At 45.0% G+C, this 21,317-nt stretch carries 21 protein-coding genes; 13 read left to right on the forward strand and 8 right to left on the reverse strand.

All coding sequences use genetic code 11. The features are described from left to right. Positions 1 to 114: EF-Tu C-terminal domain-related protein (locus ACH0AB_RS00005; RefSeq protein ID WP_472797688.1), on the forward strand; the 114-nt coding region annotated here is incomplete at its 5' end. Between the two features lie 163 nt (positions 115 to 277). Here ACH0AB_RS00005 and ACH0AB_RS00010 read toward each other — a convergent pair. After that, positions 278 to 946, reverse strand: a complete 669-nt coding sequence (locus tag ACH0AB_RS00010; protein WP_159771410.1) for a c-type cytochrome — start codon at positions 944 to 946, stop codon at positions 278 to 280. Positions 947 to 1,441: 495 nt separating this feature from the next. On the opposite strand from ACH0AB_RS00010, the gene yihA reads away from it, so the two are divergent. After that, complete coding sequence (gene yihA, locus ACH0AB_RS00015) at positions 1,442 to 2,140, forward strand: ribosome biogenesis GTP-binding protein YihA/YsxC (protein WP_101964738.1); 699 nt, start codon at positions 1,442 to 1,444, stop codon at positions 2,138 to 2,140. Positions 2,141 to 2,143: 3 nt separating this feature from the next. Here the strand turns inward: yihA and ACH0AB_RS00020 are convergent, their stop codons facing one another. Continuing rightward, complete coding sequence (locus ACH0AB_RS00020) at positions 2,144 to 3,778, reverse strand: M48 family metalloprotease (protein WP_406876704.1); 1,635 nt, start codon at positions 3,776 to 3,778, stop codon at positions 2,144 to 2,146. A gap of 288 nt (positions 3,779 to 4,066) precedes the next feature. Here ACH0AB_RS00020 and ACH0AB_RS00025 point away from each other — a divergent pair, with 288 nt between their 5' ends. The 4 genes from ACH0AB_RS00025 (at position 4,067) to thiS (ending at position 6,307) form a co-directional block, all read left to right on the forward strand. After that, positions 4,067 to 4,429 (forward strand): sulfurtransferase TusA family protein, encoded by a 363-nt coding sequence (locus ACH0AB_RS00025; RefSeq protein ID WP_248108630.1) that lies wholly within the window; start codon positions 4,067 to 4,069, stop codon positions 4,427 to 4,429. A 74-nt stretch (positions 4,430 to 4,503) separates the two neighbouring features. Then, complete coding sequence (rpoH, locus tag ACH0AB_RS00030) at positions 4,504 to 5,685, forward strand: RNA polymerase sigma factor RpoH (protein WP_406876705.1); 1,182 nt, start codon at positions 4,504 to 4,506, stop codon at positions 5,683 to 5,685. A 5-nt stretch (positions 5,686 to 5,690) separates the two neighbouring features. Next, positions 5,691 to 6,059, forward strand: a complete 369-nt coding sequence (locus ACH0AB_RS00035) for a DUF423 domain-containing protein (protein WP_406876706.1) — start codon at positions 5,691 to 5,693, stop codon at positions 6,057 to 6,059. 47 nt (positions 6,060 to 6,106) lie between these two features. Next, positions 6,107 to 6,307, forward strand: a complete 201-nt coding sequence (gene thiS / locus ACH0AB_RS00040) for a sulfur carrier protein ThiS (RefSeq protein WP_060995472.1) — start codon at positions 6,107 to 6,109, stop codon at positions 6,305 to 6,307. A gap of 56 nt (positions 6,308 to 6,363) precedes the next feature. Here thiS and ACH0AB_RS00045 read toward each other — a convergent pair whose 3' ends face one another. Together ACH0AB_RS00045 and ACH0AB_RS00050 are read right to left on the reverse strand one after the other, a co-directional pair. Next, positions 6,364 to 7,602 carry a cation:proton antiporter gene (locus tag ACH0AB_RS00045; protein ID WP_406876709.1) on the reverse strand — a complete coding sequence of 413 codons (1,239 nt, stop codon included), beginning with the start codon at positions 7,600 to 7,602 and terminating at the stop codon, positions 6,364 to 6,366. Between the two features lie 317 nt (positions 7,603 to 7,919). Beyond that, positions 7,920 to 9,689, reverse strand: coding sequence for an RNA polymerase factor sigma-54 (locus ACH0AB_RS00050; RefSeq protein ID WP_406876710.1), 1,770 nt, complete (start codon positions 9,687 to 9,689; stop codon positions 7,920 to 7,922). Positions 9,690 to 9,896: 207 nt separating this feature from the next. Here ACH0AB_RS00050 and ACH0AB_RS00055 point away from each other — a divergent pair, with 207 nt between their 5' ends. Continuing rightward, positions 9,897 to 10,922, forward strand: a complete 1,026-nt coding sequence (locus ACH0AB_RS00055) for a nitrilase-related carbon-nitrogen hydrolase (RefSeq protein ID WP_257619658.1) — start codon at positions 9,897 to 9,899, stop codon at positions 10,920 to 10,922. Positions 10,923 to 10,939: 17 nt separating this feature from the next. After that, on the forward strand, positions 10,940 to 11,398 hold the full coding sequence (locus tag ACH0AB_RS00060; RefSeq protein ID WP_219299023.1) for a cyclic nucleotide-binding domain-containing protein: 459 nt from the start codon (positions 10,940 to 10,942) through the stop codon (positions 11,396 to 11,398). Positions 11,399 to 11,475: 77 nt separating this feature from the next. Here the strand turns inward: ACH0AB_RS00060 and ACH0AB_RS00065 are convergent, their stop codons facing one another. The 4 genes from ACH0AB_RS00065 to lptM form a co-directional block, all read right to left on the reverse strand. Continuing rightward, positions 11,476 to 12,513 (reverse strand): tyrosine recombinase XerC, encoded by a 1,038-nt coding sequence (locus ACH0AB_RS00065; protein WP_406876711.1) that lies wholly within the window; start codon positions 12,511 to 12,513, stop codon positions 11,476 to 11,478. A gap of 24 nt (positions 12,514 to 12,537) precedes the next feature. Further along, positions 12,538 to 13,470 carry a diaminopimelate epimerase gene (gene dapF, locus ACH0AB_RS00070; RefSeq protein WP_007115198.1) on the reverse strand — a complete coding sequence of 311 codons (933 nt, stop codon included), beginning with the start codon at positions 13,468 to 13,470 and terminating at the stop codon, positions 12,538 to 12,540. Positions 13,471 to 13,675: 205 nt separating this feature from the next. Continuing rightward, positions 13,676 to 14,983, reverse strand: a complete 1,308-nt coding sequence (gene lysA / locus ACH0AB_RS00075; RefSeq protein WP_406876712.1) for a diaminopimelate decarboxylase — start codon at positions 14,981 to 14,983, stop codon at positions 13,676 to 13,678. Beyond that, complete coding sequence (gene lptM / locus ACH0AB_RS00080) at positions 14,973 to 15,275, reverse strand: LPS translocon maturation chaperone LptM (RefSeq protein WP_406876713.1); 303 nt, start codon at positions 15,273 to 15,275, stop codon at positions 14,973 to 14,975. Before lptM ends, lysA begins: the two co-directional genes overlap by 11 nt. 349 nt (positions 15,276 to 15,624) lie before the next feature. Between lptM and ACH0AB_RS00085 the strand changes: the two genes are divergently transcribed. The 5 genes from ACH0AB_RS00085 to ACH0AB_RS00105 all read left to right on the forward strand — a co-directional run bounded on the left by ACH0AB_RS00085 (position 15,625) and on the right by ACH0AB_RS00105 (position 21,317). Beyond that, positions 15,625 to 16,800: an acetate/propionate family kinase gene (locus ACH0AB_RS00085; protein ID WP_248146187.1), complete on the forward strand. Its 1,176-nt coding sequence runs from the start codon at positions 15,625 to 15,627 to the stop codon at positions 16,798 to 16,800. Positions 16,801 to 16,864: 64 nt separating this feature from the next. Continuing rightward, complete coding sequence (pta, locus tag ACH0AB_RS00090; protein WP_406876714.1) at positions 16,865 to 19,024, forward strand: phosphate acetyltransferase; 2,160 nt, start codon at positions 16,865 to 16,867, stop codon at positions 19,022 to 19,024. A gap of 292 nt (positions 19,025 to 19,316) precedes the next feature. Next, entirely contained in the window at positions 19,317 to 20,069 is a 753-nt protein-coding gene (gene nadD, locus ACH0AB_RS00095; RefSeq protein ID WP_406876716.1) for a nicotinate (nicotinamide) nucleotide adenylyltransferase, read from the forward strand. A gap of 144 nt (positions 20,070 to 20,213) precedes the next feature. Beyond that, entirely contained in the window at positions 20,214 to 20,615 is a 402-nt protein-coding gene (gene rsfS, locus ACH0AB_RS00100) for a ribosome silencing factor (RefSeq protein WP_076773985.1), read from the forward strand. A gap of 360 nt (positions 20,616 to 20,975) precedes the next feature. Further along, positions 20,976 to 21,317, forward strand: coding sequence for a hypothetical protein (locus tag ACH0AB_RS00105; protein WP_406876717.1), 342 nt, complete (start codon positions 20,976 to 20,978; stop codon positions 21,315 to 21,317).

A 21,317-nucleotide genomic window follows, 5' to 3' on the forward strand; every position in this document is an offset into this window, starting at 1 on the left:
GAAATGAACGTAGAGCTAATCCACCCAATCGCAATGGACCAAGGCTTACGCTTTGCAATCCGTGAAGGTGGCCGTACGGTAGGTGCGGGTGTTGTTGCTAAAGTTAACGACTAATCGTTAGCGAGCATACAAAAGAGTCACTTCGGTGGCTCTTTTTTTATGCGTAAGCTTTTGTTAACCAGTTAATTTACCAATAAAATTCATTAGGGGTTTAGGTCATTTTAGACAATAAAAAAAGCCAAGCGCTAAGCTTGGCTAAATTATACCTCAACAGATGCTAGTGTAGACCGCTGATATAGTCAGACAATACTTTGATATCGTTATCCGATAATTTTGAGGCTACGATTTGCATCATGCCTTTATCGCCTTTCTTAGCTGCATCATTCACACGCACTTGTGATGGGTCGGTCACCTCGTCTTCACGACCTGCCGCACGGAATAGTTTTAATTGGGTCGCGATATAGGCTGAATGCTGACCCCCAATACGTGGAAAAGCGGCTAAATCGTTACCATTGGCTTTACCACCATGACAGCCTGCACAAGGAATCACACCGCGCGTGCTATTACCACCATAATACAATTTTTGTGCCACGGGAGCGTAAGCAGGATTGGCATAACCTACCCCCCAACGTGGTTGGCTTGCATAATAACCTGCCACATTCGCCAGGTCTTGGTCATTTAATTTTGCCACTTGCGCTGACATAATAGGATTGACACGCGCGCCTGATTTGAATTCGGTTAGCTGTTTATAGAGATACTTAACATTTTGTCCGCCAAGGTTAGGCTGTGCAGGAACAGTACTAACGCCATTGACGCCATGACAAGCACCACAAACTGATTCAGCAATAACCTTACCTTTGGCAATGTCATATTTTGGTACGGTAACAGCTGCAGAACCGCTTACGCTGGCAATTAAAAGGCTTGCGGCAGTGAGTATTTTTTTCATCGGTAACAATTCCTACTAAAGCGTGTTGGTTATGACTCACAATGAGCTAGCGACAAAGGCATTACTTACAATATCAAAGCAACACCCAGTTATCATCATACATATTTATTGCTTTAACACGGGTGAATGTATCTACTAAGTTACAATATTATAGCAAGACAACCATGCGCTTGTCTGCAAAATTTGTAGGCTACCCCACTAATAATGAACACTAATCATGTGGCTAATACGACATTTAAGTTAGCTAAATGATTTTAAAACACCGAGGGTTTTGTCGATTACAGGGATGGCGATGATTAAAACCATAATCGAATAATTGATATGGCTGATTATTATGCCACAACTCGATAATCATGTAAAAGTCATTTGCAAGTTGGCAAGCGGGTTTCACCGCAAAAAATATCTCACAAATCAGCACTAGCAAGTGCGCAAAATTTTGGGTTATGGGTATTTGCTGATACAATAGCGCTTTAACATTAAGATTATGTGCCGATAATGGATTCTACTAACACCCTTGCGCCAACTGCGATTACTGACGATAGTGATGCGGCAAAACGCTGGTTGCATCAAACCCAATTTATGCTGTCTGCCCCTACCTTTAAACTGTGTCCTGCCGATACGGGTCGCGAAGTGGCCTTTGCTGGCCGCTCAAATGCAGGCAAGTCCTCTTGCATTAATGCATTGACCCAGCAGCGTCAGTTAGCCCGTTCCTCCAAAACCCCAGGTCGTACCCAAATGATTAACTTTTTTAATATGGGCAATTTGGATCAGCGGTTGGTGGATTTGCCAGGTTATGGCTATGCCGCCGTGCCCGAGGCGATGAAAAAAGAATGGCAGTCAGAGCTTGAAAAATACCTAATTTCGCGTAAAAGTCTCGCCGGTTTAGTGCTGCTCACAGACATTCGCCATCCATTAAAATTCTTTGATGAGCAAATGCTACACTGGGCAAAAGACGGTGAGCTTGAGGTTCATGTGCTATTAACCAAAGCCGATAAGCTCAAATACGGCGCTGCCAAAAACACGCTACAGCAAACCCGCAATCAGCTTAATAAATTAAAACTGCCGTTTAGTATTCAATTATTTTCTGCCCAAGATAGAATTGGGCTTGAAGAGCTGTCATTAAAACTTGGCAATTGGCTGGCGCTACCCGAGCAGGATGAGCCAACGGATAATGAACCTACGTTAGCCGTCTAATGGTTAAGAGGGTTTAAACCGATTGGCGTCTTGTACTTGGTTGATTTGCTGGTTCAGCAGTGCCAGCAAAGATTGGTTACTAGGTAGCTGCTTTGCTAATGATTTGGCTTGAGTGAGTGATGTCACCGCGTCTTTTAGCTCATTGCGCCATAACTCGCCATACGCGCGATAGCGTAATGTATTGATGCGATGAATCAGTTGTTCATTGCCGCTACCATGTTTTGCCAGTAGTTGGCTGGCTTGCTGCAATCGACCCCAAACCATGACGTCACGGGGATTTTGCTTGGATAAGGGTTGAAGCAGCGCTAATACTTTTTGACCACTTTCTGCAGTAGGTCGATATTTTAAATAAATGTCACTCAGATAACGTGGCACATCTGTGCGCTCAGGATACACAGCGGCGAGTTGTTGCAATTTAGCGATTGCCACATCGGCATTGCCTTGCTGCGCCGCTAACTGACTAAATGTGACGACTGCTAGCGGATTGGCGAGTGTTTTGATGTCCTTGTCAAAATCCTGCATTAAGCTTTGTGCCGCTTTGGGTTGTCCGTTATCGATATAATAATTAATCAGCGCAAGCTTGGCAGCTTTACTGGTTTTTGCCCCTTGTTCTAAATCGGCTTTGTTGACTAGATAGCCATAGTAGCGAGCACGCCACTGGATTTGTTCAAACAGTTGCGCGCGCTGCTGTTGGATAGATTGATAACGGTTTGACGCCATATTAGCCTGGCTATCACGCTTGTAAGTGGCGACTCGCGCCCTTGCTTCACTGATTCTATCTGCGGTGAGCGGATGGCTTAAAATAAAACTGGGAATCAAGGTGTTGCTTTTGACAGGGTTTTGTTGATCTAAGGTGGCAAAGAAACTGGGCATGGCATTGACATCATAGCCCGCTTGGTTCATGATTTGCATGCCAATACGATCGGCTTCTCGCTCTTGACCGCGGCTATAGGAAGCAGCAGCGTTGGCTGACATCGCCTGAGAGCCTAACATGACAGCGGCAGCGGCATCACCATCGCCGATTTTGGATGCTGCCACGCCCGCCAAAAGACCGCCTGCCTGCATCAGTAGCTGTTTGGTCTTTTCATCATTGCGATGTTGATAATGACGCTGGCTGACATGGGCAATCTCATGCGCGACGACGCTCACTATTTCATCCAGACTTTTGGCTTTATCCAACAAACCGACATTGATGCCGATAAGTCCAGAGGGTACTGCAAAGGCATTGATTTGCTTGTCATTGATAATCACCAGCCCCATGGGTGCGTTGAGACCTGCCACCGCATTGATTTGCCACACAATTTGTTCAAGCGATTGCTGCAACCAAGGGTCTTTTATCAGCGCTGCATTGCCGTTGATTTGTCGAAGCGCCCACTCACCGACTTGGCGATTTTGCTCGGTATCGATGAGCGCTTGCCCATTGTCCATAGCGGCTAATTGGCCATTGACTTGGGTAGGCTCAGCCCTTGCCATCATCACTGGATTAAAAGCAGGCGCACTTTGATAGGAAAAGTTATCGACAGCAAGCACGCCCGTTGATAGGGTACTTAATACAGCCACTACAGGCGTTTTTCTAAATAAATAGCTAGCAAATAAATATCTAGCAAATAAATAGCTAGCAAGTGGATTGATGGGCATGCGCGACCTTTGACAGCGAATTAGCTTAGAATGAGGTTTAAAAAAATGGTGTTTAAAAAAAGGTAAATGCTACATAATACTGCTCAATATACAAATTTCAGCAGCTTTAAAAAGCCAAATTTTGTAATGATATCTTGCTACAATCTATTGGCTACTAAGTACAGGGTAAAGGTTAGATTTTCAAAAATATAATGCTAACTTTGATTTATCTCAATCATCTACACTTGTAATTTAGCCTATAATAACCATCTAACACACTTGCAATTTTCGACTAGCGATTTTATTACCATGACCGATTCTTCTCAGATTATGCTAAATCCTGCCTTACTCTCAGATGACGCCTTTTGCCAAGATTGGGGGTTATTTCGCTCAGGCGAACATAACAATCTCAGCATCAATGCTCAAATTGGGCACTATGTGGATGGCAAAGGACTCGCCTGCCCGATGCCGCTGCTTAAACTTAAAATGGCACTAAAAAAGACCGCATTGGGTCATGCAGTATATGTGACTGCAACCGATCCTAACAGCAAGCGTGACATCGCAGCTTTTTGTCAGCATGCTGGGTATACCCTGGTGCAGCAGACATCAATCACAGCGTCTGAAAATACAACAGACACAATCTTTCACTCGATCATAACCAAAAATTGCTAAACGCCTCTTACAAAAAAGCTGGCTTTAAGGCATACTAAATAACAGAAACTAAAAGACAATTGACAGGCTATTTCATGGCTACAAAGACCAAAACAACGACAATAAAAAAGACTGCCAACGCAAAAAAATCGACCAAGCTTGACGCTAAGCTGGGTGACGACCCACACGCTGCCTTTAATGACATCGACGATGACGAACTCGATGAATTTGACGAGACAGACTTTGATAGCTTAGGTGACGACGATATTGACGTTGCACAGCTCCCTAATAGTTATGATGACTATGAGGAGTTGGTGGACGAGGCTGATGACGACTATGATGATGAGTTTGCTAAAAAACCACGAAAAACTGCGTCGCGAACCCGTCAAAAGAGAGCCATGACCAATGCCCTTGTGCCTACCATGCCCACTGCGTTATCTGCCCCTGGGGTAAATCTAGGCGCGTATATCAACGCGGTTCATCAAATTCCTATTTTGACAGCAGAGCAAGAAGAGGAGCTAGCACATCGTTATACCGATGAAGGGGATGTGGAAGCAGCCCGGCTGCTGGTTATGTCACATCTGCGATTTGTGATTCACATTGCGCGCAGTTACTCTGGCTATGGCTTGCCACAAGGCGATTTGATTCAAGAAGGCAATGTCGGCTTGATGAAAGCGGTGAAACGTTTTGACCCAAATAAAGGCGTACGTTTGGTGTCTTTTGCCGTGCATTGGATCAAAGCTGAAATCCATGAATTTGTGATTCGTAACTGGCGTATCGTCAAAGTGGCGACCACCAAAGCGCACCGCAAGCTGTTTTTTAACTTGCGCTCACTGAAAAAAACCAACAACCAGTTAACGCTCGAAGAAGCCGAAGCGATTGCCAAAGACTTAAATGTTACCGTCAAACAAGTGCTAGAGATGGAAAGCCGTCTGACTTCGTATGATGCATCGTTTGAAGCACAAAGTGATGATGAAGACGAAGGCCGCTATGCACCGCAGTATTTTTTGGAAGATGCGGCTGACCCAGCCGATATGGTAGAAGATGCTGATTGGGAAGAAAATAACAATTCAGCCTTGATGGAGGCGATGGAAGACTTAGACGATCGTTCGCGGGATATCGTACAGCAGCGCTGGCTCAATGAGCAAAAAGCGACCTTGCACGAGTTGGCGGCAGAGTACAATATATCAGCGGAACGGGTTCGCCAAATTGAAAAAAATGCCATGGATAAAATCAAAGAAGCCATGTTAGCCAATACCCATTTGCAGTTGGATTAACTGTCATGAATTGGCTAAGTATTGGCGCGATAAATATGGCAGTGGCGGTCGCCTGTGGGGCGTTCGCGGCACATGGGCTTAAACCGCGTTTATCAGCCGAGCAGATGGCTTGGTGGCAGACGGGTACGCAGTACTTTTTTTATCACGCGCTTGGGTTGTTGATTGTTGGTATGTTATTGCGTATAAACCTCGCATCGCCTACTATCGCGTGGGTGATGCAACTGGGTATTGTGCTTTTTACAGGTTCACTATATTTGATGGCTTTGGGTATGCCGCGCTGGTTAGGCGCCATTACCCCGATTGGCGGCACGCTGTTTATTATTGCATGGGTTTGGCTTGCGATCAGTGTTGCTAAGCACACTTCATCAGTTTAACCCTATTTAACCATCACAGAAAGCGTAACAAAACAGGAAGCGAAATAATGCCACAAGTGACTTTAAATGGTGACGTCAAACAAACGTTACATCAAAATCTTTTACAACTATTGGATGAAATGGGGCAAACCCAAGGTCGTTTTGCTGTTGAAATCAACGGTGAATTGATTCCAAAAAGCCAATTGGCAAATGTCACCTTGCAAGATGGTATGAACATTGAAGTGGTGCAAGCGGTGGGTGGTGGCTAATCATATCAGCGTAAAAAAAGCGGGTAACTTACCCGCTTTTTTATTTTTGCATTACGCTAATTTTTGGTCATGGCTAATAAACGATTGGCGGTTAGCCCATGTAAAAACACCGACATTGCAATCGTTACCACACAAATCACCCAAATTTTTAGCGCTTCATCACTGGTAAATACGCCTTTATTCATCGCATAGGCGATATAATACAATGTACCAATCCCGCGAATGCCCAGTCCTGCCGTTACCCAGCGTTCATTGCGACTCATCCCCAGTTTACCTAGACTAAAATAACCCACGATGGGACGTATCAAAAATATAAACGCCAAACATACCACATACACTTGCCAGCTAAGGGTAACATCACTCGCTAATGCTTGACCCACTAGCAGTCCCAAAAATACCATCACAAGCGACATCAACAAACCTTCAATTTGCTCAGCAAAATCATGCAAGCCTTGATGATATTCATGTTCACATTCCGAGCGCCGAAGGGTTAACGCGGCGACAAATACGGCAATAAAACCATAACCATGCACGAACTCAGTGATGCTATAAGACACTAACATCAAGGCTAATACCATATAACTTTGCTCGACTTTATCGGGATATGCCTTAGTAAATAGCCAGTTTGCCAAAAACTTACCGACACAGTAACCCGCCGCCACCCCTGCAATGATTCGCCATAACACATCATAGCCCAACCAATGCAGCCAATCCTCTGCACCAAAACCCTGATTGAGTGAGGCAGCCGTAGCAATGGCTATCGCTAAATACACGAACGGAAATGCCAGTCCATCATTGAGACCCGCCTCAGAGGTGAGGGTAAATCGGGTCACATCTTCCTGTCGTTCGGAGTTGGGTGGACCGACTTGGATGCTTGCCGCTAATACAGGGTCGGTTGGCGCTAGCACCGCACCGAGCAAAATAGCCGCCGCCATACTGAGTCCAAAAATGTAATGCCCCATCAATGCCATCGCGGCGATACCCACTGGCATCACAATCACCAACAGCCTTAAGGTCGGTTGCCAAGTTTTCCAATTGAGCGGAGTATCGAGCTTGATACCACAACCAACCAATGAAATCAGCACCACCACTTCTGTAACTTTCTCGATAGGAACGCCATAATTAAGCGGATTAATTCTAGGCAGCCCCATAAAAAAATACCCTAGCAGTGCGCCAAAGGTAATTTGTAGCATAGGCAAGGATATCGAAAGCTTGCGTGGTAGCACAGGAAAGAATGCCCCGATTAAAAACGCCAACCCTAAAAAAAGTAAAATCAAATTATAGTGTTCAAGCATACCGGTGTACCAAGATAAGTTGCCAAAAAAGTCTCGCAACTTGGTTTATATCATTTTGGTTTATATCACTTCAAATAACTGGGATTAATAATAGTTGCTATTGAGCAATTATTGCTAAGCCACGTTACTGCGTAAAAGGTTTATCCCCTATAAATCCATTATGCAAAAAGGTGGGCATGCCATCAACCATTGGTTTTTAGCAAAATATCAAGAGATTTGTTAACAGTTCGAGAGTTGAGTTATATTTGACGACTTAGTTAAATTTGAGAATTCAGCTAGAAAAGATTTTGACTGACTATCTAAGCCCAACATTGCGGTCAAAACCGCACTTTACGCTGCGTAGAAGAACCGATGTTCATACCTTCTCGGTATTTGGTCACGGTACGACGGGCAATATCAATACCTTTATCTTGCAGGTGCTTCATAATACTACTATCAGATAGCGGTTTTTTGGGGTCTTCTGCCTCAATCATTTGCTTGATCATCGCGCTGATAGCGGTTGAAGAAACGCCTTCACCCTCATCACTACTGACTTGACTTGAAAAGAAATATTTTAAGCTAAATAGCCCTTTGGGGGTAACGATGGTTTTGCTGGTAGTGATGCGAGAAACGGTTGACTCATGTAGGCCCACTTCATCTGCCACATCTTTGAGTACCATCGGCTGCATGGCCATGACGCCTTGCTCAAAAAAAGCCTGCTGACGTTTGACGATACAGGTTGCAACTTTTAGTAGATTTTGATTACGCTCTTCGATACTACGGATAAACAGCCGCGCATCATACAGCTGCTCTTTTAGATAGACGCCTTGCTCGCTGTTGTCATTGCGACTGACAAGTTTGGCATACACTTGGTTAATACGCAGTTTTGGCAAAGTCTCTGGGTTTAGGCTGACTTCCCAATGCTGTCCACGCTGCACCACAATGACATCAGGAATGTCGTAGCTTTCAATGCCTTTATCTAGCTGGCGCTGTGATTTCTCATAAGACAGTGCAGGATTGGGGTTTAATGTGCGCAATAAGGCAAGCGCAGGCTGAATCTCAGAGACGTCGAGATTGGATGATTTAAGCAGTGCATTGATGTTATTGTTGGCAAAAAACTCTGAATGCATCAAAATTTGCTTGGCTGCTTGCCAAGCGGGGGTATCACTCGGTAATTTATTGAGCTGAATCAGCAAGCATTCTGCCAAATTTCTCGCGCCAACGCCCAGTGGCTCGCAGTTTTGTATTTGCTTAACCACAAGCTCAATGTCTTCTAGCGCCAAGTCCACGTTTTCAACTTGATAAAATGACAACATGGTATCAAAACTTTGAAATAGCTCATCATTTGATAACGTGATAAAACCGCGCTCGTCCATGCTATCAATCAGATACTCCGCCATCAGCATATCGATGGTGGAAAGCCGTCTTAAATTCAGCTGCCAACGGACATAATCTTGAATATTTCCTTGCGTGGCAAGCTTATAATCATCCTGACTGTCTTCACTATCAATGCCCGTGGTTGCCGAAGATTCATAGCTATAAATATCATCCCACTGTGCATCCACCGGCATATCGATTTGCTGGCTGCTAAGATGCTCGCTACTATCAATGCCGTCTAAGCCAAATTCCTCATCATAGCGATAATCGCTGTCTGCATAACTGTCACTATAACTATCACTTGCATACTCATGCACTGCCGAGGGTTCACTGTGCTCGGGATAATCTTGGCTAGCAGAAGCAGCATAAAAATCATCCGACGCTAGATAATCTTCCAACACCTCAGTTTCATGACGGGTATAGTCCTCCAAATCAACTTCAGACAACTCAACACCTTCTACTTGATAGTCATCATCGTCATCGTCATAGTCATAGTCATAGTCGTCATTTGTATCGTGTTCTGGATAGTTTTCGCCATCGGGTAGGTTATCGGCGTCGTCATAAGACGTCTCCCACTCTTCTTCACGCTCAAGCAGGGGGTTGCTATCGAGTTTAAGCTGCACTTCTTGTTCAAGCTCAAGACTCGATAATTGCAGCAAGCGAATTGCCTGCTGCATTTGCGGGGTGAGTGTCATCCCCGTCGTTAGCTTTGCCCCAATACCAATTTTCATAACGCGTTTTTTTAAGCCTTACTCTAATGAGGTTAGTTTAGATGGTGTGTCCATGCTCTGCTAGGTTGCTAGTTTAGTATTGTTTCAACAAGATATGCTAGTATTTTTTGACATTCAGCCGTATATTAATTATCTGCACTTAGCTTAACTATGCTTAGCTGCAGCATCCACAAATTTTCCTAAATTTTTTGCTTACGAAATCACACCATGACAAAACTGAAAAAATTTGCGATTGTTGAACTCAATAGCCAGACCGATATCTTAGCAAATCTTCAATCTATTGAATTAGGTATTAAAATTGCCAGTGAACGCGGCACCCGCATGGTGATTCTACCAGAAAACGCTTTTTGTTTTGGCAAACAGGGTTTTGCCAGTCAATATTTTGATGCCTTAAAAGCTTGGTCGGCACAGGCTGCCCGCCACTATGGTGTGTATCTACTGGCAGGTACCTTGCCCTGCCCGTATCGACCTGACGGTACGCCTGTCGCTGACGGCAAACTTCGGCAAAGCTCACTATTATTTGACCCTGCTGGCGACTGCTTAGCGCGCTATGACAAAATTCATTTGTTCAAAGCCACCGTCAATGATAGCACAGGCAACTATGATGAAGGTAGAACCTTCGAAGCCGGTAATGAGCTCATTGTGGCGGATACCGAGTTTGGCAAAGTCGGCATGATGGTATGTTTTGATATTCGTTTCCCCACCCTTGCGGTCAAACTACGCGAACTAGGCGCAGATATATTGACAGCGCCTTCGGCGTTTACTTACCAAACAGGTAAAGCACATTGGCATGCCCTACTCACCGCAAGGGCGCTCGATAGTCAATGCATGGTCATTGGCGCAGGTCAGACGGGTGACCATGTCGTCAATCCCTCAGCGCCTAGCAATGTTCGCAGCACTTGGGGGCATAGCGAATTTATCAGCAGTGATGGCGAGAACGTTTTCACACAAAAAATCAATGCAGCAAACAAAACAGCAAACCATGCAGCAAATCTAGATTTTGACATCACTAACAATTTAGCGCATTTACCTTTATCTGCCAAAGCAGCAAGCTGGCTGCCTAAGCCAGATGGTCGCCCAGAGCTTGACCAAACTGCTGATAAGACAACCTTTTACCAAAAAGCCCCGAGCGTGATTTTTGCCGACTTTGATGCGGATGCGCAGCAAATAACTCGGCAGAATATTGCGTTGCTCGAATGTCAAAAATTGACTATCATAGCAAATAATATCTAACGACCTTTAAGCGAAAAATGGATAATCCACTTTTTGAATATTTAAAGAATAGCCCAATTTTTAGTCGTCTTGATCCTTATATGTTTCAAGTGGTCGAAAACTCATTGCATTTTAGACAGTTGAGTCCGCAAGAAGTATTATTTACGGAAGGCGAGCATGGCGATTTTATGGCGTTTTTGCTGATTGGTGAGTTATCAGTTATTAAATACAGCCCTTCAGGGGCAGAAATTAAAGTCGGGGAGATTCGGGCGGGCGAAAGTACCGGTGAAATGGCGCTGTTAGATTTGCTATCTCGCTCCGCCACCATTAAAGCCGCTAGCCTTTGTGCGCTTGTCACCTTGTCACGAGCCGACTTTGAGCGAATTTTATCAGATTATCCTCGTATTGGTGTTGAGATGCTGCGTGGATTAGCGATTATCTTGAGTCTTAATCTTCGCCGTACTTCTGAGCATTTGACGCACGCGGTTAATGTTTAATATGGCTAAGACTGATGTGGCTAGGCTTAAGCTTAATATTTTTTTCATGTTTAATATTACTTGCTTAACCTCCCCCATTATCGTCGTGAGCGGGGATGCGCTTTGTCATACACTTGCGATAAATGCCCAAAATCCAAATGGGTATAAATCTGTGTAGTACTGATATCACTGTGTCCTAGCAGTTCTTGAACGCCACGTAAATCACCACTATCACTTAAAATATGTGAGGCAAAACAGTGTCTCAGCAAATGCGGGTATAAGTCTTGTGCGATGCCTGCCCGCTTGGCTTGTAGCTTGATACGTAGCTGCACGGTGCGCGTTGAGATACGCGTCCCATAACGCTCACTGACAAATACCGCAGGGTCTTGCTCTTCCACCCATAGCGAGCGATGCGGCAAATAGTTGATGAGTGCCTGCCATGCTTTTTCGCCAATCGGTACGATGCGCGTTTTTCCACCTTTACCCAGTACTCGCAACAGCCGCTGTGATTTGTCGATATCAGACATATTAAGTCCTACTAGCTCGCCGACCCGTAAACCACTGCCATACAGCAATTCTAGCATGGCTTTATCGCGAATCCATAGCCGCGCTTCATGGCTATCTTCTGGCGCAGCTTGGTCTAATAACTGGGATAATACGTCTATATCAAGTAACGTGGGCAAGGGTCTCGGGGCGCGTTTAAGACGTATGGTTGTGGTGGGATTTAGTGTCATCAGCTGCTGAGCAATCAACCATTTATAAAGTTGACGCAACACGGTTAGTTCATATTGACTACTGGATTTGGATATTTTATCAACATCAAATCGTTGAATTAGGAAGTCTGATAATTGCTGACGGGTGATGTGACAAAGCTCGGTATGTTGCTCATAGCAATACGCCAAAAAAGGCTGTAGCGCTTGGCAGTAACTTTTGATGGTCGCTGCGCTATAACGCTTACTGCTTAGCTCAGCAAGCCAGCGATCTACTAAAGCTTGGTCATCGGTGTTGAGCATAGCTTCTGCCGCATGCGGCGTTAAGTGGGTGGGCAAATCATCGTTTGCTGATTTGCCTACACGGCTGCGCTGATTTTTCCCTTGACTATTTTTGCCTTGACTTAGGCTACGGCTAGTTGGCATAGTGTCGGTTAACGAGGTTGGGTGCTATTCATGGTAAGGATGTCCCTCGTCTGAGCGATGTTCCTCACTTGATTGTGCTGGCGCAAATTTCAGCCCCGCACCTGCCATCAAACCCTCAGGACTAAACACCCCTTCGTACACAAAGGTCGCAGGACCGGTCATATACACAGGATAGCCTTCTTGCCAACGAATCGCCAAACTGCCACCATACAACTGGGCTCGAATATCCACGCCTTCATCTAGCCAGCCTTCACGCACCCCAGTCGCAACGGCAGCGCACGCGCCCGTACCACAAGCTTGCGTTTCGCCCACGCCACGCTCATAGACGCGTAGCCTGATATGGCGATTATTCATTACCTGCATAAACCCCACATTGACACGCTCAGGAAATGCAGGGTGGCTCTCAATGGCTTTACCGAGTTTTTCCACCTCGGCGGTCAACACATCATCCACTTTGATGACGGCATGGGGATTGCCCATATTCGCCACATAGAGTGTCACAGGCGTACCATCCACATTGAGCCGATATGAGTTTTGAACTTTAGTAATGGTTTTGGGGGTAAAAGGAATCTCATCAGGCTCAAATTTTGGTTTACCCATATCCACTTTTACCCAGCCATAATCATCGGTGCTAAGGGTGATAATACCGCTGGCGGTTTCTACTCGAATACGTTGTTTAAATGACAATTTACGCGCCTGCACAAAGCGGGCAAAACATCTAGCGCCATTGCCGCATTGCTGCACTTCACTGCCATCTTTGTTAAAAATACGATAGCGAAAATCGACATCAGGGCGGCTTGGCGGCTCAACAATCAGCAACTGGTCAAAGCCAATGCCTAAGTGTCTATCCCCTAACAACGCTACCAACTCTTTGGTCAAGTGAAGCCGCTGTGTGACCAGGTCAATGACCATAAAGTCATTCCCCAGTCCATGCATTTTGGTAAATTCAATTAACATTGTTATTCCTTAAAATTATTTTGATTTATGCACGCTATCTTATCATGATAGCTGATTTTTTATAAGGTAATTGGGGAACAAAAAAACCTTAGCAAGTCAAGCAAATTTGGGCTCGGTTGCTAAGGTTTTGGTTTCAGTTGCTAAGGTTTTGGGCTCAGAGGGATGAATAAGGCTTAGCATTACCAGCAAACCTTACAGGATAGATTTAATCTACCAATTTTTCGTTTTGCCAAAGGCTCTCAACCGTTTCACGCTCGCGAATGACATGGGCGTGACCATCTTTGACTAAAACTTCACAAGCACGGGGGCGGCTATTGTAATTGCTCGACATGACAAACCCATACGCCCCTGCGCCTGTGATGGCTAGAATATCATTGTCAGCCAACGCTAACACACGGTTTTTTGCCAAAAAATCGCCCGTCTCACAAATCGCCCCAACCATATCCCATACTTTGGCTTCAACCGGTGAGTTCAACTGTGTGGGGATGACCGCCATCTCTGACTGATAAAGTGCCGGACGAATCAAATCATTCATCGCCGCATCGACAATGGCAAAATTTTTGTGTTCGGTAGGTTTTAAAATATCTACGCGGGTCAATAATACGCCTGCATTGGCAACGATGCTACGACCTGGCTCTAAATAGAGGGTTAAGCCTAAAGTTTTCAGTTTTGGTAAGAGTAACTGCGCAAACTGTTGAATACTTGCAACGTCTTCGTCAATATACTGCACACCCAAGCCACCGCCCAAATCAATATGCTCAAGCGCAATACCTTGCTTGGCAAGTGCGTGAATCATCTCAATGACTTTATCCAATGCATCCATAAAGGGCTGAACTTGGGTCAACTGCGAGCCAATATGGCAATCAATACCGACGACTTTTAGATGCGGTAAGTCATGGGCAATTTGGTAGATACGGGGCGCATCTTCATGGGTGATGCCGAATTTATTTTCTTTGAGCCCTGTGGAGATATACGGATGGGTTTGCGCGTCGACATTGGGGTTGACGCGTAGCGAAATTGGCGCTTGCTGCTGTAGTTTGCCTGCCACTGCATTGATACGGTACAGCTCAGCTTCTGATTCGACATTAAAGCAAGCAATCCCTACTTCAAGGGCACTGCGGATATCTTCGGCGGTTTTGCCAAGCCCTGAAAATACGATTTTTTTGGGGTCACCGCCCGCAGCCAAAACCCGCGCAAGCTCGCCCCCTGTGACGATATCAAACCCTGACCCTGCTTTGGCAAGTTGGTTTAATACAGCAAGGTTACTATTGGCTTTTACCGCATAACAAATCTGATGCTCAATTTCAGCAAAACTATTATCATAAGCTTTATAAGCTGCCAAAATCGCCTGCTGACTATACACATAGGTCGGTGTGCCGAATGTCTTTGCGATATCTGCAAGACTGACGCCATCCATCATCAAGGTATTGCCATCATAACTCAGACAGTTGCTTGATTTGACGTGTTCGGTCGGATTGATCGCTAAGCCTGCGGCTGCATCATTAGTAATCATTTTTACCTCCAACCGATCGCACCGATGGCGTAGTCGCTGAGTGAGGCGCTGAATGCGATGTTGGGGTTACATTATTGTCAATCATGATGTTGGGGTCTTGGGTATTGACATCGACTTTGGTATCAGAGGCATTGGCAGTGGTGCTGGTAGGTTTGGCGGCAGCATCGACTACTTGTTGGCTATTGTTGCTGGGTAGGTACAATGCGCCTTTTTGCCCACATCCTGTCAGCACATGGGTTGCCAACATCACCATCAGCACGGCGATTGTTGGGGATAGTTTTGAAATTTGCATGAATGCCCTTAATTTTAAGAATAAAAGTAAGTATAAAAATAAAATTTGCGATGGGGTTATTGTAGCTGTTTTTGCGTTTTATAAGCAATTATCTCACCTTATTTCTCACCTTATTAAAGATGAGCGTTAAATCGATGATTTTTGTTAATTTTCATTTTGTTGACACCCTCATTGTTGTGGTATGCTTTTTCGCTATAGGGGTGACAACAAAAATTTGGCAAAAAATTACCACAATACAATTTTTTTAATCTACAATAAATTACTGAAGGCAAGGATAGCTTAAAATTTAATCCAGTTAGGAAGGCGCTTGATGCAAGGAATGCACAAGATCTTGTCTAAAGGAACAGCCATGCAAAATCCGATATTAGTACTTAATTGTGGGTCTTCGTCAATCAAATACGCGTTATTAAGCAATGACAGCAGCGAGCGCGTTGCCGGTCTTGCGGAAAACTTGGGCTTAGATACGGCACGTATCAAACACACCGACCTCAATGGAGAAAAAGTCGAAATCTCTTTGGCAGGCGCCAATCACCAATGGGCGCTGCAAAAAATATTAGGTTTATTAGCCGCTTACAAACCGGTTGCCGTGGGTCACCGTGTGGTGCATGGGGGACGCGAGTTTTCTCATGCTGAAAAAGTCAATGACCATGTCTTGGCGGAAGTCAAACGGCTAAAAGTATTGGCACCTCTACACAACCCCGCCCATGCCTTAGGTATTGAAGCGGTGGAAAGAATCTACCCAGATTTGCCGCAAGTGGTCGTGTTTGATACCGCCTTTCACCAAACCATGCCCGCCAAAGCCTACCGGTATGCCATTCCAAAAGATTTGTACAATGAGCATTATATCCGTCGCTATGGCTTTCATGGTAGCTCGCACGCCTATGTCAGCCACCGCGCTGACAGCCTAGTCCCTCACAACCAAGCCAATGGTTGGATTACCGTGCATTTGGGCAATGGTTGCTCGTTAACCGCCGTGTATGATGGCAAAAGCTTGGACACCAGCATGGGTCTGACCCCGCTGGAAGGCGTGGTCATGGGTACGCGCAGTGGTGATGTTGACCCAAGTTTGCATATTCATTTACACCGTATTTTGGGCTATAGCCTTGACCAAATTGATACGATTTTGAATAAACAAAGCGGGTTGCTGGGCATTTCAGGTATCTCAAGTGATATGCGCACGGTGGAGCAAGCCGCCAACGAAGGCAACGAAGATGCCAAACTCGCCATCGAAATTTTCTGTTATAAAGCCGCTCGTTATATCGCCTCACTCAGCTGTGCGTTACCGACCTTCACTGGCTTGGTATTTACCGGCGGTATCGGTGAAAACAGCGCCTCAATTCGCCAAAAAATCTTACAAAACTTGCCGCATTTTGGCATCAAAGCGAACCTTGACAAAAATGCCGAACTCTCTCGCGGCGTAGAAGGCAGTTTCCACCAAGCCGACAGCCAACTGCAATTGTGGGTGATTCCGACCGATGAAGAATACCAAATCGCCAAAGAAACCAAAGAAGTCTTGGGTTTATAGACCCTCTCACTCTGATGACCCATCAGGGTTTTTAGTTTGAATAAAACAACAAATAGGAACTATCATGCAAACGATTTTATTTGTGCCTACCAGTAGCGGCATTGGCTTGACCTCAGCTTGTTTGGGTTTTATCCGTGCGCTCGATTATATCGGGCTAAAAGCAGGATTTTTAAAACCTTTTAGCCAAAATATCACTGCCAATCATGAGAGTGATGACAGCTCAAATGTGCTTGTAAAACATGCCTTTAACTTAAACCCGCCACCCTCCATTGACCGTAGCCGCTTAGAGCGCATGATTGGGGATGGTCAGTTAGATGACTTGATGGAAGAAGTGGTTGCCATGCACCAAACATTGGCTGACCAATATGACGTTATCGTCTGTGAAGGTCTGGCTGCTGACAATGATTCAAGTTATGCAGAATTGGTGAATTTAGCCATCGTCAACGCGCTAGATGCCAAAGTCATCTTGGTCAGTAGTGGCGATATTGCAAATCCTGATAGTTTGGCAGATAAGCTAGATATTTTTGCCCGTGATTTTGGCGGCATGGCAAGCGAGCGCACGTTAGGCACGATTTTGATGCGCGTCAAAAACGTGGACAACCACTATGATGAAGCACCCGTCGCCCCGGGTAAAGCCAAAGTTGATTTGGCAGCTGAGCAGTTACAGGCGATTAAATCCCACTCCCCTTATTTTGACTCCGATAAATTTCGCTTGATTGGCGTGGTGCCTTTTAGCAATGCCTTAAGTGTCCCCCGTACCTGGGACGTGGCTCGTGAGCTTGACGCCAAATGGCTCAATGAAGGTGACGCCAAAAACCGCCGTGTGCTCAAGACTTTACTGGTTGCGCGTACCGTTGCCAATATTGGAGATTCTTTTACCCGTGGCAACTTACTGGTGACCGCAGGCGACCGTGATGATTTGATTTTGGCGACTGCGCTTAGCACCATGAATGGTGTGCCGCTAGCAGGTCTTATTCTGACAGGCGGCATCATGCCAAACCAAAAAATTATCAATCTGTGTCGCCCCGCGCTAAAAACGGGGATTCCTGTGATGCTGGTTGACACTGACAGCTTTGATACTGTCATCAAACTTAACCACATCAGCCATGAAATCCCCGCAGATGATACCACTCGCGCCAGTGAAGTCGCCGATTTTGTCGCCGCGCATTTGGATTTGGACTGGATCAAAGCCACTTTTAGTCAAGGTAACAACAACCGCAAACTCTCCCCTGCGGCTTTTCGCTATACCTTGGTCAAAAAAGCCCAAGCTGCCAAAAAAACCATCGTACTGCCTGAAGGCACTGAGCCCCGTACCGTTGAAGCGGCGGTCATCTGTCAAAATCGTGGTATTGCCCATTGTATCTTACTTGCCAAACGCAGTGAGGTCGAAGAGGTTGCCAAGAACTTGGGGCTCACCCTACCTGAAGGCCTGCAGATTCTTGACCCAGAGAATTTGATTGACAAGTACGTCAAACCTATGGTTGAGCGCCGTAAAGGCAAGCTCGATGAACTGCAAGCCCATGAACAACTCAAAGACACCGTCGTGCTGGGTACCATGATGCTGTACTTGGGTGAGGTCGATGGTCTGGTATCTGGCGCCGTGCATACCACCGCCAATACTGTGCGCCCGGCGTTTCAGTTAATTAAAACAGCACCTCAGTACTCGCTGGTATCGTCGATTTTCTTTATGCTATTGCCTGAGCAAGTGGTGGTGTATGGGGACTGTGCCATCAACCCAGACCCTACCGCGGAGCAGCTGGCTGAAATCGCCCTACAATCCGCCCAATCTGCCAAAGCGTTTGGTATCGAACCCAAAGTTGCCATGATTAGTTACTCGACGGGTTCATCAGGTGAAGGCGCAGACGTGGATAAAGTGCGTCAAGCCACCGAAATCGCCAAAGCCAAAGCGGCTGAGATGGGCATGGCTGGTTTACTTATTGACGGTCCGTTACAATATGACGCAGCCAGTGTCGCAAGCGTGGCAAAATCCAAAGCGCCAAATTCTCCAGTGGCAGGTCAAGCCAATGTATTTATCTTCCCAGATTTGAACACAGGTAATACTACCTATAAAGCGGTGCAGCGCTCTGCCAACGTGGTGAGCATCGGTCCTATATTGCAAGGCTTAAATAAGCCTGTGAATGACTTGTCGCGTGGCGCCTTGGTTGAAGATATTGTCTATACCATTGCGGTCACAGCCGTGCAAGCCGCTAGCAGTGAGTTTTAAGCGTTCATGTTTAAAAAAAGGTGAGTGTGACACTCGCCTTTTTGTTGTCTATCGCCATTGCCTGTCACACAGGATATCGGCTTAAATAGCAATGTAAGGCTACTGTTCCACCACTAGGCTAGTGCGCCACAATCTGTTATGCCCAAAAATTGCTTTATGGTAAAATTCTGCACAAAGTGATTTTTGTGCGCAATGTACCAACCGATGAACCGGCAAACCAACCGTAAGATGTGTCAGTGATGATGAAGGATTTTAGTTTTCTTTACCCCAACTTTAAATTAGGCATTTGATTATGACAATGCCTCGCTGTATTCGTGTCTGGTTGGGTGGCTCATTTGATCCGATACATTTGGCGCATTTACAGATGATTGCGCATGTGTACCATGAGCTCATGCGCGCCTTCCCCAACGTTGATATCATCGCCAAATTATTGCCTACCGCAGGTTCGCCCTTAAAAACCAAGCCAACTTCCAACCAGCAGCGCCTTGAAATGCTTGCGCTTGCGATTGACGATGTGCCTTTTTTGTCGATTGATGAAACTGAGCTGCAGTGTCAGCCGCCTGTGTATAGCTTTCATACCTTGAGTGAATTTAAACAGTGTTACCCCAATGACCTACTAATTTTTGTCCTCGGACAAGACAGTGTTGAACAACTTGATAAATGGTATCGCGGCTTTGATCTACTTTCGCTGACCAATCTATGGGTGCTACCCCGTCCTGCCTTGGGCAGCCTTAGCCACAATTTAAGCCACACTTTACACCAAAACTTAAACCAAAATGCTTTGGCCAATACGGATAAACCCCCTAATATAAATATTGATAATCGGCTAGTGCCTTTTATCATTCATTCGCCAAAAGACTTGATAAATCAAACCACTAACCATATTTATATTGATAAGTTTGTCGTGCCTGATATCGCCAGTAGTGATATCAGAGCTTGGCTATACAGCGTAGAAGCTCGGCAACGACAGCAAGCGCGGCTAAGTTTACCGAGGAAAGTTTATCGGTATATTGTTGAGCATCAGTTATATGCCCCAGACGTTTAGCCTGATATTGATTTACATTTTTTGATAACCTGTGCGTTAGATTTTTGTTAAAATAGCGCACTTTTTTTAGGATTGTCATGATCCTATTTTAAGCTACCCTTATAACCCAATCATTATGACCCAATCCATGGAACCCACGCATTTATGACCGATACCCAATTTGCTAGTTTAGTCAATCAACACCCTGCCCACCAACAGTTAACCACCTGCCTTGACATCGTTCAAGATGCCTTGGATGATTTAAAAGCCAAAAACATTACCGTACTCGATGTTGCTGATATGACTGAAGTCATGGAGCGTATCGTGATTGCCGAAGGGACATCTACCCGCCACCTTAAAGCGGTTGCCGACCATGTCGCGATGAAAGCGAAGCAAGCAGGATTTAATCCGATTGGTGTGGAAGGTCAAGGCACCAGTGATTGGACCTTGATTGATTTGGGCGCTGTGGTGGTGCATGTGATGATGCCACAAGCCCGCACGTTTTATGACCTAGAAGGCTTATGGCAAGGTCAATCGCAGCGCGAGCGTATCGAGAAAACCGCTTAATTTCTAATTCAAATTTAGCCAAAATTAAGCTCAAAGGTTCTAGCATGGTTCAATGTTAGAACCTTTTTTGCTTAAACTAAGTAGAAATATCTATACAGATTTTTTATCTAATTTTTTAAGCCATTTTTTCCTAATGATTCAAACTCCTTGTTTGTACGCCCCGAATTTTAATAAAATTTTGTCCTAGAATTACGCCTTATCTTAAGTTATTGCATTTAAATTCAGCAGTGTAAAATTCGCTAAAATCAAATTAATTTATCAACCATAGTTCTATTTTATCTACAATAATCGATTAATATTCTGTATAATGGGATTTAAACCAATCATTTAGAGACAATTATCGTGTATTGGAATGTTTAAATGGCACATATCTTTGATTTATCACATTACGACATTTATCGACTGCAATCCATTGATCCCATTTTTAGCGATGACTGGCGTCAAAATCTCTGTGATATTTTTCCTAAACTTGATAAGGAAAGTCAAAATAGCGTTTTTCGACAACTATTGGTACCCCGCGGTATCATGTATGATAAAACCAGCAAGAAATTTTTAGCCCAGCGTCCAATCTCATTATCTGATACCTTAGCCCTCACGTCCTCTAGCAATGATAAAGTCATGATGATGGCGAATCATATGCTCAAATTCCTAAAAGCAACGACCCAAGGTGTTAGCATCTTAGAGCTTGCAGATAAAATATAA

It is taken from the genome of Moraxella sp. 179-F 1C4 NHS (assembly GCF_045370505.1).
In the GTDB taxonomy this organism is placed as follows: domain Bacteria; phylum Pseudomonadota; class Gammaproteobacteria; order Pseudomonadales; family Moraxellaceae; genus Faucicola; species Faucicola tetraodonis.

Coding starts and splice junctions, on each gene's coding strand:
- ACH0AB_RS00010 (WP_159771410.1), bottom strand. CDS start 946: ATGAAAAAAATACTCACTGCCGCAAGCCTTTTAATTGCCAGCGTAAGC.
- yihA (WP_101964738.1), top strand. CDS start 1,442: ATGGATTCTACTAACACCCTTGCGCCAACTGCGATTACTGACGATAGT.
- ACH0AB_RS00020 (WP_406876704.1), bottom strand. CDS start 3,778: ATGCCCATCAATCCACTTGCTAGCTATTTATTTGCTAGATATTTATTT.
- ACH0AB_RS00025 (WP_248108630.1), top strand. CDS start 4,067: ATGACCGATTCTTCTCAGATTATGCTAAATCCTGCCTTACTCTCAGAT.
- rpoH (WP_406876705.1), top strand. CDS start 4,504: ATGGCTACAAAGACCAAAACAACGACAATAAAAAAGACTGCCAACGCA.
- ACH0AB_RS00035 (WP_406876706.1), top strand. CDS start 5,691: ATGAATTGGCTAAGTATTGGCGCGATAAATATGGCAGTGGCGGTCGCC.
- thiS (WP_060995472.1), top strand. CDS start 6,107: ATGCCACAAGTGACTTTAAATGGTGACGTCAAACAAACGTTACATCAA.
- ACH0AB_RS00045 (WP_406876709.1), bottom strand. CDS start 7,602: ATGCTTGAACACTATAATTTGATTTTACTTTTTTTAGGGTTGGCGTTT.
- ACH0AB_RS00050 (WP_406876710.1), bottom strand. CDS start 9,689: ATGAAAATTGGTATTGGGGCAAAGCTAACGACGGGGATGACACTCACC.
- ACH0AB_RS00055 (WP_257619658.1), top strand. CDS start 9,897: ATGACAAAACTGAAAAAATTTGCGATTGTTGAACTCAATAGCCAGACC.
- ACH0AB_RS00060 (WP_219299023.1), top strand. CDS start 10,940: ATGGATAATCCACTTTTTGAATATTTAAAGAATAGCCCAATTTTTAGT.
- ACH0AB_RS00065 (WP_406876711.1), bottom strand. CDS start 12,513: ATGCCAACTAGCCGTAGCCTAAGTCAAGGCAAAAATAGTCAAGGGAAA.
- dapF (WP_007115198.1), bottom strand. CDS start 13,470: ATGTTAATTGAATTTACCAAAATGCATGGACTGGGGAATGACTTTATG.
- lysA (WP_406876712.1), bottom strand. CDS start 14,983: ATGATTACTAATGATGCAGCCGCAGGCTTAGCGATCAATCCGACCGAA.
- lptM (WP_406876713.1), bottom strand. CDS start 15,275: ATGCAAATTTCAAAACTATCCCCAACAATCGCCGTGCTGATGGTGATG.
- ACH0AB_RS00085 (WP_248146187.1), top strand. CDS start 15,625: ATGCAAAATCCGATATTAGTACTTAATTGTGGGTCTTCGTCAATCAAA.
- pta (WP_406876714.1), top strand. CDS start 16,865: ATGCAAACGATTTTATTTGTGCCTACCAGTAGCGGCATTGGCTTGACC.
- nadD (WP_406876716.1), top strand. CDS start 19,317: ATGACAATGCCTCGCTGTATTCGTGTCTGGTTGGGTGGCTCATTTGAT.
- rsfS (WP_076773985.1), top strand. CDS start 20,214: ATGACCGATACCCAATTTGCTAGTTTAGTCAATCAACACCCTGCCCAC.
- ACH0AB_RS00105 (WP_406876717.1), top strand. CDS start 20,976: ATGGCACATATCTTTGATTTATCACATTACGACATTTATCGACTGCAA.